Source organism: Pseudomonas fluorescens group sp. PF-1 (assembly GCF_054481335.1).
In genome coordinates this window covers 1,145,317-1,158,795 of sequence record NZ_JBTMNG010000002.1, presented here as the reverse complement: position 1 = coordinate 1,158,795, position 13,479 = coordinate 1,145,317, and the positions used below count along the sequence as shown (strand labels likewise).

Sequence of the window (13,479 nt, the reverse complement as noted above, 5' to 3'; positions counted from 1 at the left end):
TCTTATTGTTCTGTCAGGGGACGTACGCGCACACCCTGTTCGAGCTGCGCCAGTTGCGCCGCGTCGCTGATACCGAAACCGATCTGCGTGACGGCCATCGCGGCAATTGCCGTGGCGCGGCGCAAGGTCTGCTCAGGCAGGTCGGCGCTGACCAGGCCGTGGAGCATCCCCGCCAGCAACGAGTCGCCCGCGCCCACCGTACTGGCGACGCTGACTTTAGGTGGTGTGGCGTGCAGCGCCGAACCGACGCTGAACCAGTTCACGCCATCGGCGCCGTGGGAAATCACCACATGCTCGACACCCTGCGCGTGCAAACGATTCGCCGCTGCGGCCTGCGCGGTGACAGATACCACCTCGCAACCCAGCACTTCAGCCAGCTCTTCTGTGTTCGGCTTGATCAGCCATGGACCGGCCTTGAGCCCGGCCCGCAAGGCGTCGCCGCTGGTGTCGAGCGCGACCTTCAGACCGAGTTCTTTCAAGCGCAGGATCAACGCCTGCAACCATTGCGGACTCACGCCCTGAGGCAGGCTGCCGGCGACGACGACGGCGTCATGCCCCGGAGCGATCCGGTCAAGACGATCAAGCAACGCCTGCTGGGCCGTTGCGCTGACCTGCGGCCCCGGGCCATTGATGTCGGTGATGCGACCATCGCTTTCCGCCAGTTTGATATTGCTGCGGGTCTCCCCCGGCACGCGGATAAACCCATCGACAAAATTCCGTTTGGCGAACAGGGTTTCGAACGCTTGCAGATTGTCTTCACCGAGAAATCCGCTGACCGTCAGTTGGTGCCCGAGGTCCGCCAATACCTGCGCCACGTTCAACCCTTTGCCGGCGGCATGGGTGTGCATGACGTCACTGCGATTGACCTGACCCGGTTCCAGGCGCGGCAGCTGGACGGTGAGGTCCAGCGCCGGGTTGAGGGTCAAGGTTAAGATCCTGGCCATTACAGGGCCTCCACTAATGCGCGCACTTCGTTGGCGCTGCCCACGGCGAGCGCCGCTTGGGCAAGGGTTTGGGTCTGGCTCAGGCTGAGTTCACGGATTCGCGCCTTGACCTCGGGAATGCTGCGCCCCGACACGCTCAACTCGTCCACTCCGAGCCCCACCAGCACCGGCACCGCCAGCGGGTCGGCCGCCAGTTCACCGCAGACACCGACCCACTTGCCATGGGCATGGGCGGCGCGCACGGTGATGTCGATCAGTTGCAATACCGCCGGATGCAGGCCATCGGCCTGGGCCGACAAGGTCGGATGACCACGGTCGATGGCCAGGGTGTATTGGGTCAGGTCGTTGGTGCCGACGCTGAAGAAGTCCACCTCTTTGGCCAACACCGGCGCCAGCAATGCCGCCGACGGCACTTCGATCATGATCCCCAGTTGCAGGTCCGCGACCGGGATTTCCAGACGCAGGCGCTCGGTCATGTCCCGGGCCTGGCGCCACTCATCGACGCTGCCGACCATCGGGAACATGATCCGCAGCGGACGGTTGTCGGCTGCTCGCAGCAAGGCGCGTAACTGCGCCTCCATGATGTGTGGCCGTTGCAGGGTCAGGCGAATGCCACGAACACCGAGGAACGGGTTTTCTTCCTTGGCGATCGGCCAATAGGGCAGCGGTTTGTCGCCGCCGACATCCAGGGTACGCACCACCAGGGGTCGACCCGCCAGGCCATCGAGGACACGCCGGTATTCGACTTCCTGGGTCGCCTCGTCCGGTGCTTGCGGGTGCGCCATGAAAATCAGTTCGGTGCGCAACAGGCCAATGCCTTCGGCCCCCTGCTCCACCGCACCGGTCACGCCAGCGCTTTCACCGATGTTGGCGAACACTTCGACCGCATGGCCGTCGCGGGTCAAGGCCGGTTGATGGCGCTGTTCAGCGGCCACCTTCAATCGTTGTTCACGGGTGTCGCGTTCTTCAGTGGCCCGTTGCAGCGTTGCGGCATCGGCATCCACGTGCAGGCGACCGCGTTGGCCATCGATCAGTAACGGCGTGCCCGGCGCCAGCAGCAACACGGCCGGACCGGCACCGACCAACGCCGGAATACCGAGCGCTCGGGCCACGATCGCACTGTGGGCAGTAGCGCCGCCGCGGGCGGTGAGGATGCCGGCCACGCGAGTGGGGTCCAGACGCGCGACGTCGGATGGACCGACTTCGTCCATCACCAGAATGTACGGTTGCTCGGGTTCGCTCGGGGTTTCGATCCCGCAGAGCGTCGACAACACCCGACGACCGATATCGCGCAAATCGGCAGCGCGTTCGGCAAGCAAGGCGTCCTGCAGCGCTTCCTGTTGCCGGGCCGCCGCTTCGACCACCGACATCCACGCCGCTTCGGCGCTTTCGCCCTGTTTGAGACGGGTGTCGACTTCATCGGTCAATTCCGGGTCGTCGAGCATTTCCTGGTGGGTGACGAAAATCTCGCGAATGGCCTTGGCCTTGCTGCGTTCGATCAAACCACCGATGTCGCGCCGCACATCCGCCAGCGCCTGCTTGAGCCGATCGCGTTCGATGGCGGCGGACTCACCGCGCAGCGGGTACTCGATGGCTTGCAGCACTTGAATATGCGCCGGGCCGATGGCGATTCCCGGCGCGGCGGCGATGGCCTGAATCACGCTACCGGACGCCGGGGCGAGCAGTACCTGGGGCGCCTCGACAATTTCTTCACGCGGCTGGCTGACGGGCGGCAGCGGCTCGATTTCTTCACCGAGGCCTTCTTCGATGGCAGCCAACAACGCAGGCAGCGCATCGGCGGCGATGCTCGGCTCGGCGATGATTTCCAGCACCTGACCACGACGGGCGCCGAGGCTGAGCAGCTTGCTGAGGCTCTTGACCGACACCGCGCTGTCCTGACCATCGACGATGCGGATGCGAATTTCACCTTCAAAACTCTTTGCCAGTTGCGCGAGGATTTTCGCCGGCCGTGCATGCAAACCGTGGGCATTGGCCAGCGCGATCCGCGTACTCGGCCAGTCCGCCGGCAGTTCACCGCCGAGCACTTCAAGCACCGCGCGGCAGCTGGTGGCACGGCCCAATTCATGGCCGCGACCTTCAATCAATAATGCGCACAGTCGTTCCAGCAACGCTTGATGGGCCTCACCCAGGCTGGCCAGGCAAAATAACCCGTTCAGCGGCTGACCGAGGTAACGCAGCGGTTTGTCCGGGGTCACGAACGCCAGACCGGGGCGCTTGACTGTTTGCTCACTGTGCAGCCACCACAGGCCATCGCCCAGTGGCAGTGCTTCGACCTGTTGCAACACGGCGGAGAAACCGTTGCTGACGCAGTCGGCCTGACGCAACAAACGCGCACCGCGCCAGACCAGCTCTTCAAAATCTTCGGCTGCCACACCCAGGCCGATCATTTGCGCATCCAGCGCCAATTCTTGCGGCGCACCTTGCAGCAGTTTCAGCAGGGCCTCGGCGGAACTGGCGCGGCGCAGGGCCTGGCCCAGATCGGTCTCGCCGAGGGCGCGGGTCAGTAGTTGTAGCAGGCGCAGGTGTTCATCGGACTTGGCGGCGATGCCAATGGCCAGGTAGACGATCTGCCCGTCGCCCCAGTCAACGCCATCGGGAAACTGCATCAGGCGCACACCCGTGGTGAATACCTGATCGCGGGTTTCCGGGGTGCCGTGGGGGATGGCGATACCTTGACCGAGAAAGGTCGAGCCCTGGGCTTCACGCGCCTGAAGGCCAGCGAGATAACCCTCGGCAACCAGACCATCGGTAACCAGATGCCGGGCCAGCAACTGCAAGGCTGCGGACTTATCCACAGCCGACTGGCCCATGGATATCTGCTCTATGGTGAGCTCGAGCATGCTTTCTCCTTTTGGCACCTGTTGGCACCAGGTATTGTTTTGATTGATTCAGCTTAGGCGCTTGTCCTGCGACAGTCTTCAGCGGTTTCGTGGCAGAACCGGCCAAAGGCGTCCATAACCTAGAAAATACGCTTGCTGAATCGTTTAATCTAGATTGATTGGCACGTTACTCGATAATGGCCCATCCTTGAAGTCCAACTTGTCGGCTGCGTGAAGGCGGGATCGCCTGCGTGAATCGGTTAGGATTGGCAAAATTGTCGAGGCAAGCTCGAAAAAACAAGGAAATCCCGGGTTGAAACTCAGTGATATTGCCCAGTTGGCCGGTGTGTCCGTTACCACCGCCAGCTACGTCATCAATGGCAAGGCCGAACAGCAACGCATCAGTAGCGCTACCGTCGAACGTGTACGCGCAGTCGTCGAGCAACATGGCTTCACGCCCAATCCCCAGGCCGCCGGGCTGCGCAGTCGGCACACCCGTACCCTGGGGTTCATTTTGCCGGATCTGGAAAACCCCAGTTACGCGCGAATCGCCAAACTGCTGGAACAAGGCGCACGCGCTCGCGGCTATCAGCTGCTGATCGCCAGTTCCGACGACGCACCGGACAGCGAGCGCCAATTGCTGAAGCTGTTCCGCGCCCGCCGCTGCGATGCCCTGATCGTTGCCAGTTGCCTGCCACCGGGCGATGACAGCTATCGCCAATTGCAAGCCAAGGGGATTCCTATCATCGCGATCGACCGTGTCATGGAGCCTGAACACTTCTGCTCGGTGATCAGCGACGACCGCGAAGCCAGCCTGCAATTGACCCGCAGCCTGCTGGACCCGTTGCCCAAGCAAATCGCCTTGATCGGTGCCCGCCCGGAACTGAGCATCAGCCAGGAACGTACCGCCGGTTTCAAAGAGGCCTTGATAGGTTTCGACGGCGAGGTTCTGATCGAACAGGGCGAATCCTTCAGCCGCGAATGCGGCAAACAACTGATGGAAGAATTACTCCAGCGTGTAGGGCATTTACCCGAAGCGCTGGTGACCACGTCCTATGTGCTGTTGCAGGGCGTGTTCGATGCCTTGCACGACTTCCCGCTGAAAAACCGCCCGTTGCGCCTCGGCACTTTCGGCGACACTCAGTTGTTGGATTTCCTGCCTCTGCCGGTCAATGCCATGGCCCAGCAACATCAGCTGATTGCCGACAAGGCCCTCGCACTGGCCCTGGCCGCCATCGAGCAGTCCGATTACCAACCCGGCGTGCAGGCCATCCCGCGCACCTTCAAGCAGCGTATCCGCCAGGACTGAAACGTGGAGCTGATCGACAGCCACACCCATCTGGACTTTCCCGATTTCGACAAGGATCGTCAGGCGCTGCTGCTCGAAAGCCGCGCCCTCGGGGTGCGACGGATGGTGGTGCTGGGGGTATATCAGGGCAATTGGCAGCGCGTCTGGGATCTGGTGCTAAGCGATCCCGACCTGCATGCCGCGTTCGGCCTGCATCCCGTGTATCTGGACGATCATCAGCCCGATGATTTACGCGAACTCGGTGAGTGGCTGACCCGTCTGGCCGGTCACCGACAGTTGTGCGCAGTGGGCGAGATTGGCCTGGATTACTTCATCGAAACCCTCGACCGCGAACGCCAGCAAGCGTTGTTCGACGCACAGCTGCAACTGGCCGCGGATTTCAATCTGCCGGCACTGATCCATGTGCGACGCAGTCATGCGGCGGTCATTGCCACCCTCAAGCGGTTTCGCCTGCCACGCGCGGGCATCATCCACGCCTTCGCCGGCAGCAAGGAAGAGGCGCGCGAATACATCAAGCTCGGTTACAAACTCGGCCTGGGCGGCGCCGCGACCTGGCCCCAAGCGCTGCGCATGCACCGTGTCCTCGCCGAGCTGCCGCTAGAATCAGTGGTCCTGGAAACCGACTCACCGGACATGGCACCCGCCATGTACCCCGGTCAACGCAACAGCCCGGCCCACTTGCCCGCCATTTGCGCGGCACTGGCCGGCATCATGGCGATCAGCCCTGAGCGATTGGCGGCGGTCAGCACGGCCAATGCCTGTGAATTGTTCAACTGGTAATCAGTCGGCGTGAGCCTTGGCAGCCTCAAGAATCAACGTCATGTGCTGACGCTGACGGGCAAAGCGCATGGCGATGAAGTAGACGAAAATCGCCAGCAGCGAGAAATTGAGCTGTTCCAGAACGCTGATCATGCCAAGCCACTCCAGCACCAGCGCCACCAGTAAAGCGGTGCAAATCATCACCAGCAGGCTCGCCTTCAGCATGGCCAGGGAATCCAGCGACTTGAAGCGCTTGATTTGTTTCGGGTCGTTCAGTTGCAAGGCTTTTCGGCAATGTGTGCATCTGAACGCTTCGTTGATTGCAATGGCGTTGATCTGCCAGGACTCAAGCAGCGATGTTCGCTGGCAATGGGCGCAGCGTCCCTGGATTCCAAGGGTTGCAACAGGCATAGAAAGGCCTCCTCCGTGTGGGCACTGAAATGAATCTCCGTTCATTGAAGTTGAAATACAGGAACATGGAGAAAAACAACAAGGTTCTTACGAAATTTGAGAACGGTATTACAAAATTTTCAGCGACACACAGGACCTTTGAAACGGAGCCTGTTCGCGAACGCAGGATGCCCGACGGCATCAACGTCGGCCATCACGCCATCATCGCAAGCAAGCGTTTAAACAGCTGGCGGACTGCTGCTATCTAGACCCGGAATGTGCTAATCAGCTGTTTGAGTTCCACCACCTGAGCCGACAACACGCGACTGGCATCCTCGGTCTGGTGCGCACCTTCAGCAGTCCGTTCACCGGCACGATTGATTTCGACAATGTTCTGGTCGATATCGTGGGCCACCGCCGTTTGCTGTTCCACGGCTGCGGCGATCTGCTGGTTCTGGTCGACGATCATACCGACGGCACCGAGGATGTTTTCCAGCGCCTGCTGGACCTTTTCCGACTGCCCTACCGTGCCATTGGCCATCTCATGACTCACACCCATCGCCTTCACGGCAGCGCCGACCCCACTGTGGAGCCTGGTGATCATCTGTTCGATTTCTTCGGTCGATTGCTGGGTTCGCTTGGCCAGTGTCCGGACCTCGTCCGCCACCACCGCGAACCCACGCCCCTGCTCGCCGGCCCGCGCCGCTTCGATGGCGGCATTGAGCGCCAACAGGTTGGTTTGTTCGGCGATGCTCTTGATCACCTCCAGCACGCGACTGATGGACTGGCTGTCACTGGCCAGTTGATTGATCACCAGCACCGACTGATCTATTTCGCTGGCCAGTGCCGCGATGCTGCCTTGCTGGGACTCGACCAGCCCACGCCCGCTGATGGTTTCGTCGTTGACACTGTGGGCGCTACTGACCGCCGCGGCGGCGCTGCGCGCGACCTCGAGGGCCGTGGCCGACATCTGGTTCATTGCCGTGGCGACTTGTTCGATCTGGCTCCGTTGCCCGGCCACGGCATGGTTGCTTTGCGCCGAGACGTTTTCTACTTGCCCGGCCTGGCGTTCGACCTCACTGACGGTTTGCCCCACACGCTCAATCAGGTCATGGATTTTTTTCACGGTGCCGTTGAATACCTCGCCCAACTCGCCCAATTCATCGCGACTGTGGGCGCTGAACGTCACCGTCATGTCGCCGGCCGCGACTTTATCCATCACCCCGCCAAGGCGTTTGAGCGTGGTACGGGTCGAGGCGTAGAAGCCGCCGTAAAGGTAGAAGATCAGCACAAACACCACCGACAGCGCCACTGCCTGCAAGACCATGTGCGTGCGGTTCTGATCCAGGCGCTGCTGCAACTGCACGCCGAGAAATTTCAGCGTGGCTTCGTTGAGCTGATACGTCTGGTCCATCAGGCCAGTGACCTGATCGTAGAAACCCTGCCAGGGCGTATCCAGGGTGTCGGCCATTACCACTTGTTCTTCGAACAATTCACTGGCCTTTTTCAACGTCGCCCGACTGCCATCGGCCAAGGCTGCCAGGGTTTCCCGCGCCGCTTTGCTGGAGCCCAATGCGTCCTGCAATTTCAGCCCGTACTCGCCTTGCAGCTTCTCGATCTGCGCCAACAGCTCATCGAAACGGGTACTCGACGCCGAATTGAGAAACCCCTGGCCCAGCGAGAAGGAGCCCATCGCCCGACCTTCACCCAGAAGCTGAGTCACTGGCGGGGTGACATTGGTGATGAGTTCGCTCAGTTGGCGCATGTCGCTCTGGGAATCGCGGCTCAGTCCGGCCTGACTGGCGACGATCTGGCTGAAAATCTGCGCACTGCCGAGCAACTTGCCAATCATTCCGCTTTTGCTTTGCAGGGACGTTTCGCTGTGTTGCGCCTTGAAGGCAGCGATCATTTCATCGCGCTTGGTATCGAATACCGCGATTTGCTCGGGGTCCGTGCTCATCGCGGTCAGCCCTTGCAAACGGGTCAGAAGGCTTTGCTCCAGGGCGCTGATCTGCGACTCGACATTGCCCGCCTTGCCCGACTGGCCCAGGGTGACATTGATCTGCACCAGGTTGTTGAGGGTTTCCAGATCGCGCCGCAACGCCAGGCTGCTGCCCAGCAGGTCGAGGCTTTGCAGTTCGGTACGGGTACCCTGGAATTCGCGATAGGAGTCACGCACCAGGTAGAAGTTGGTCACCAGCATCGGCACCAGGAACAGGACGCTGATCAGACTGAACTTCATGCCAAAGCTCAGACGATTCATCAGTGCGACAGCGGGATAGAGCAAGCTCTTCACTGGAAGTCTCCCCATGATTTCTTATTTTTATTGGCAGGCGCAGACCGAAAGCAGATAGCCACTACCCGGCGCTATTTCTGTATAGCGTAAATCGAAGAGAGGTTTTGTAACTTAAGGTTAACGGCAAAAGTTTGTCCGGGGCTCAGGCTGCGCCCGGACAATCTTTTGGCCGCTAAAAAGAAATCAGGCCAGAACGGTCCACAAGGCGAACCCGGCGTACCAAAGCACTGCAGCCCGCAACAGCAGTTCCCAGATCCGGTCAAGATTATTGATGCCTTCAGGCCCGACCACCGGTGCCGGGATTTCACCCGCCACCAGCCCGGCCTTCTCGATCAATTGCGCGGCGCTGATGTTCCAGTTCAACAACTCGTGCAACATCACCCGGCCGACGGCGACAAAGTTGCCGACCAAGGCAAAACTTGCCGCCAGCAAGCGCACCGGCAGCCAATCGAAGGCATGACGCAGTTGCGCCGCGCGTTCGACCACGGCCGGGTTTTTCCCATGCTCCTCAACCAGCGCGAGCAATCGATAACTCAGAGCCGCGACCGGCCCCAACAGGAAGTACCAGAAAATCACCGCGAAAAAGCTCTGGTAGGCCTCCCACAGCAGATGTCCTTCAACCCGTTCCAGCAGTTGTTCGCCACTGTCGGCGCAGATATCCACATCGCGTTTGGCGACATGGGCCGCGGCTTGCAGGTCTTCGCGACGCCAGGCATCGCGAAACGGACCCAGACCAGCGAGCAGATCGCCACGACCCAGACTGTAAATCACCACCAGCAGGTGCACCGGTAACACCAGCAAGCCGTAGGCCACTGGCTGCAGTACTACCAACAGCAACCCCAGCAACGCCACCGGCAAAAATACCGAAATGGCCAGGATCAGCCACGGCCGATTGACCAGACGCGCGTTGACCTCAAGCCTGGCCAGTTCGCGCAACCAAAAACCGTCGCGTTGTACCCGGTGGCGCAGGGCCGAGAACTTCTCGATCCAGACCGCCAACAGCAGCACCAGAAAACTCATTGTTACTCCTCTTTTTCCATGGCGGCTTTTGCCAGGGCCGCACGATAGCGTGCCCAATCGAACGCCGGTCCCGGATCAGTCTTGCGCCCGGGCGCGATGTCACTGTGCCCGCAGATGCGCTGCGTGGTAATGGCCGTGAAGGCGCTTTGCAGTTGCCGGGTAAGGGCCGTCAACGCGTCATATTGGGCGTCGGTGAACGGCAGATCATCCGTGCCTTCGAGTTCAATTCCCACGGAAAAATCGTTACAGGTCTCCCGCCCCTCGAAACTCGAAACGCCGGCGTGCCAGGCGCGCTCAAGGCAAGAGACAAACTGGGTGACAGTGCCGTCACGCTCGATCAGAAAATGCGCCGACACCCGCAGATCGGCAATCCCTTCAAAGTAGGGGTGCTCCGTGACATCCAGTCGGTTCTGGAAAAATTCCTGCACCTTTCCCGTGGCGAATTGCGCCGGCGGCAGGCTGATGTTGTGGATCACCAGCAGGGAAATTTCGCCCGTGGGGCGCGCATTGAAGTTGGGCGAGGGGCAAAGACGCACGTCCTGACACCAACCGCTTGCGGGGTCCAACTGCATACAGGCTCCTTCAACGACGACCGTGTGAGTGCCCAGTATGCCGCGATAGCCCGTCCGAACGCGATCACTTGCCGCGATTGAGGCGCCGCAGATGGCCGATGACCGATTCCAGCGCCCGATCAAACAACAAGGTGTCATCGAGGACCCGTGCCGCCCCCTGGCGAAATTCCCGCGCCAGGGACGAACGACTGCGCTCCAGCACCTTCATGCCGGTGCGGTTGACGAAGATGTATTGACCGGTGGCTTCAATGATCGCCGCCAGTTTGCAGCGCAGGGAGTTTTCCGGACCGGCCTGGAACTCGACCCAGCAGCCAGAATGCAGCTGATTGACGTGGCGCATTCCGGCATCGTCTGCCGGCAGCGGCAGCCCCTTATCCACAGGGCCTTCATCGGCGCTGGGCAATACGATTCTTTCCAGCACTTCGATCATGACCGCCGCATCCGCGAGCGGGCATTCGGGCCGCTCAAACAATTGCACATGCAGGCTTTCCAGTTCGCTGAAAAACTCACTGGTGGCGAAAGGGTCGTACGCCGAACCACTCAAACCCTCGCGCAAGGATTTGAGCAAACCCGGCACCCGCGCCAACAATCGTGCACCCGCGTCGGGCTCTTCATGACGCTGGACGCTCCAGATCAAATGCTCCATGACTTGCACATCGGCGTGCCACTTTGTGGATTGATCGCCATGCTTGAGGCAGGTCAACAGCAACACTTTGCTCCAGGCATCCCGGGCAAACAGCACCACGCTTTGCGGCAACACTTTGCCCAGTAGCGCCTGGTTCAGCGCCTGTTCGACACGCTGACGGGCCAGCAGGGTTCTGGCGCGCCCCTCTTCGACATCGCGGGTGCGCTGTTCCAGTAACTCACTGCGACGACGCTCATCACTGGTGAAAGCCAGGAAGTCGGCCAGCACTTCGGAAAAAATCGCCGGGTCGTCGACAAAATCGTACAACAGGCGCTGCACCACCTGCTCCGTGCGCACGTAAAGGCTGTCACGTTCGAGGTCATCGCACTCGCTCCAGCCCTGGGCGGCACTGGCGATTTCATTAAGCAGGCGTCGCGCCGGATGGTTGCTGCGGCTGAACAAACGCTTATCGAGCACCGCCACCTTCACCATCGGTATTTGCAGCCGCCCCATCAAGGCCTTGAGCGCATCCGGCAAATGACGGTCGTCGAGGATGCTTTGGAACAACATGGCGATCAGGTTGATCACATCTGCATCGGCCGCACCGACGACGCGCAACCTGCCGCTTCTGGCGTGGGCCCCTGTCAGCAACTGTTGCAGCCGGGTGCGCAGATCCAGGTCATTGCGCGCGTTCGGCGCGGGTGTAGATTCCTGAAGATGCGAGAGCAGACGCAACAGGTCCTGGCTGGAAATCGGCTCTCCCGCGGTACTGGCATCCAGAGTGGGGACGACGCTGCCGCGCACTCCGAGCAACAATTGCTGTAGCGCCGGGAACACCGGCGGCACAGCGTCTTCGTTTTGCCCTTCGGCGCAATCATGGGATGTGCTGGAGGGCGGCTGATCCGCCATCCGGCGCCCTGGCGCAGGCTTGAGGCCAGGCAGCACGCCGGTGGCGATCAACAGTTGATTGGCTTCAGCGTAAAGCTGGTCGGCACCACTGAGTACGTAACGATCGAACAGTTTGAGAATGATCAGCTTGACCTTGAACGTTACCCCCAGGTGACGCGCGGCCTGCAGGAAAAACTCGCAGAGCATCGTCGGCCCCATGGGGTTGTGTCGTTCGATCAATGCCCCACCCAGTAATGTGCTGAGGCGGGCGGTGAGTTGGTCGAGGGCGTAACCATCGCGATTCAACACTTTGTTGACCATCGACTCCACCGCAACATTGCGCTCCAGTTCGTCATTCTCCAGTGCAACGCTGACGTCGACCGGTGATACACGAGTCAGGATGGTAGGTGTGGTTTCGTACTGGGCCAGCCTGATAAACCCGTCGAAGAACTGTTCGAAAAAAACCCGCTCGATACTTTTGCGCTTGAGACGCAAGTCGCGCATCGCCTGAAAGAAGATGTTGTGTTCGACGTCGCTACGAGCACGGTCGGCCAACTCGAAAAGCGTGTCATCAGCGTTATCGAACAGCTCTTGCAAACTCTGCCGCAGTTGTTGCGTAGCCTTGTCGCGAACCTGAAGCAGAATCACAGGCAGGCGGGCGAGCGGCAAGTGGATCGCCTGATCGGTAGTTGCCTTGCGCAGAGGCACTACATTCCCGTCTTTGTGCATCCAGCCTCCAGAAAATCCGAATCGTCAAAGTCATGACGTCAAATACAAGGCGAATTATCTGGTAAAAGATAGCGCTTGCGCCAGAGGACTCTTCGGCTTCTGCGAAAATAGACCCCTCCCTTGCCTACAGGCAGGTTCTTGGGATTCGACCAAATGCAGGCGTCTGAGCATTGGCGATAGCTCGGATGCCTTGGGTTGCTTCGCACCATGGCCCTATAATCGGGCCACTTTGTTTGTGGAGTCCGTTATGCCGAATCTACGCCTCGCCGATTTGACCACCGAAATCGAAGCCAACGTGCGCCGCGCGCTGCTCGAAGACATTGGCAGCGGCGACATCACCGCACAGCTGATCCCGGCCGAACGCCTGGCCAAAGCCACCATCATCACCCGCGACGCCGCCGTCATCAGCGGTACCGCCTGGGTCGATACCGTGTTTCGGCAACTGGACCCACGAGTGGCGGTGCACTGGCAGGTCGCCGATGGCGAAAGGGTCAAACCCAACCAGGTGCTGTTCCACCTCGAAGGCCCCGCGCGCTCGTTGCTGACCGGTGAACGCAGTGCCTTGAACTTCCTGCAACTGCTGTCCGGCGTGGCCACCCGCGCGCAATACCTGGCAGATTTCGTGGCCCAGACCCAGGTCAAGCTGCTCGACACTCGCAAAACCCTGCCGGGCCTGCGTCTGGCGCAAAAGTACGCCGTGACCTGTGGCGGTTGTCACAATCATCGCATCGGTTTGTATGACGCGTTCCTGATCAAGGAAAACCATATCGCCGCTTGCGGAGGCATTCCTGAGGCCATCGCCGCCGCGCACAAAATCGCACCGGGCAAACCGGTTGAAATCGAAGTGGAAAACCTGGATGAACTGAAAGAGGCCTTGGCGGCCGGTGCCGACATCATCATGCTCGATGAACTGAGCCTGGATGACATGCGCGAAGCCGTGCGCTTGAACGCTGGCAAGGCAAAACTGGAGGCCAGCGGCGGCATCAACGAAAGCACCTTGCTGCCTATCGCCGAAACCGGCGTGGATTACATTTCGATTGGTGCAATGACCAAGGATGTGAAGGCTGTCGATCTGTCGATGCGTCTGAGCCTCTGATCACACGCAAT

10 protein-coding genes are annotated in these 13,479 nt (G+C 60.4%); 3 read left to right on the top strand and 7 right to left on the bottom strand.

Annotation, left to right across the window (positions count from 1 at the left end):
* Positions 1-2: 2 nt before the first annotated feature.
* Positions 3-944 (bottom strand): 1-phosphofructokinase, encoded by a 942-nt coding sequence (gene pfkB / locus ACX3YD_RS19910; RefSeq protein ID WP_047537557.1) that lies wholly within the window; start codon positions 942-944, stop codon positions 3-5.
* The gene (gene ptsP, locus ACX3YD_RS19905; RefSeq protein ID WP_458960834.1) at positions 944-3,805 is read right to left on the bottom strand and encodes a phosphoenolpyruvate--protein phosphotransferase; all 2,862 of its coding nucleotides are present in this window, start codon (positions 3,803-3,805) and stop codon (positions 944-946) included. The genes pfkB and ptsP overlap by 1 nt, the downstream gene beginning before the upstream one ends.
* 292 nt (positions 3,806-4,097) lie before the next feature.
* On the opposite strand from ptsP, the gene cra reads away from it, so the two are divergent.
* The gene (cra, locus tag ACX3YD_RS19900) at positions 4,098-5,093 is read left to right on the top strand and encodes a catabolite repressor/activator (RefSeq protein ID WP_458960833.1); all 996 of its coding nucleotides are present in this window, start codon (positions 4,098-4,100) and stop codon (positions 5,091-5,093) included.
* Positions 5,094-5,096: 3 nt separating this feature from the next.
* Positions 5,097-5,873 (top strand): TatD family hydrolase, encoded by a 777-nt coding sequence (locus ACX3YD_RS19895; RefSeq protein ID WP_103404023.1) that lies wholly within the window; start codon positions 5,097-5,099, stop codon positions 5,871-5,873.
* Here ACX3YD_RS19895 and ACX3YD_RS19890 read toward each other — a convergent pair whose 3' ends face one another.
* The 5 genes from ACX3YD_RS19890 to ACX3YD_RS19870 form a co-directional block, all read right to left on the bottom strand.
* Positions 5,874-6,263 (bottom strand): hypothetical protein, encoded by a 390-nt coding sequence (locus tag ACX3YD_RS19890; protein ID WP_047537547.1) that lies wholly within the window; start codon positions 6,261-6,263, stop codon positions 5,874-5,876.
* Positions 6,264-6,507: 244 nt separating this feature from the next.
* Positions 6,508-7,212, bottom strand: a complete 705-nt coding sequence (locus tag ACX3YD_RS19885; protein ID WP_458962065.1) for a methyl-accepting chemotaxis protein — start codon at positions 7,210-7,212, stop codon at positions 6,508-6,510.
* Between the two features lie 1,509 nt (positions 7,213-8,721).
* Positions 8,722-9,558 (bottom strand): regulatory signaling modulator protein AmpE, encoded by an 837-nt coding sequence (gene ampE, locus ACX3YD_RS19880; RefSeq protein ID WP_103404027.1) that lies wholly within the window; start codon positions 9,556-9,558, stop codon positions 8,722-8,724.
* Positions 9,559-9,560: 2 nt separating this feature from the next.
* Positions 9,561-10,130, bottom strand: a complete 570-nt coding sequence (gene ampD / locus ACX3YD_RS19875) for a 1,6-anhydro-N-acetylmuramyl-L-alanine amidase AmpD (protein ID WP_090467112.1) — start codon at positions 10,128-10,130, stop codon at positions 9,561-9,563.
* Positions 10,131-10,194: 64 nt separating this feature from the next.
* Positions 10,195-12,372, bottom strand: coding sequence for a DUF1631 domain-containing protein (locus ACX3YD_RS19870; protein WP_458960832.1), 2,178 nt, complete (start codon positions 12,370-12,372; stop codon positions 10,195-10,197).
* Positions 12,373-12,619: 247 nt separating this feature from the next.
* Here ACX3YD_RS19870 and nadC point away from each other — a divergent pair, with 247 nt between their 5' ends.
* Positions 12,620-13,468, top strand: coding sequence for a carboxylating nicotinate-nucleotide diphosphorylase (nadC, locus tag ACX3YD_RS19865; protein ID WP_047537530.1), 849 nt, complete (start codon positions 12,620-12,622; stop codon positions 13,466-13,468).
* The last annotated feature ends 11 nt before the right edge of the window (positions 13,469-13,479 follow it).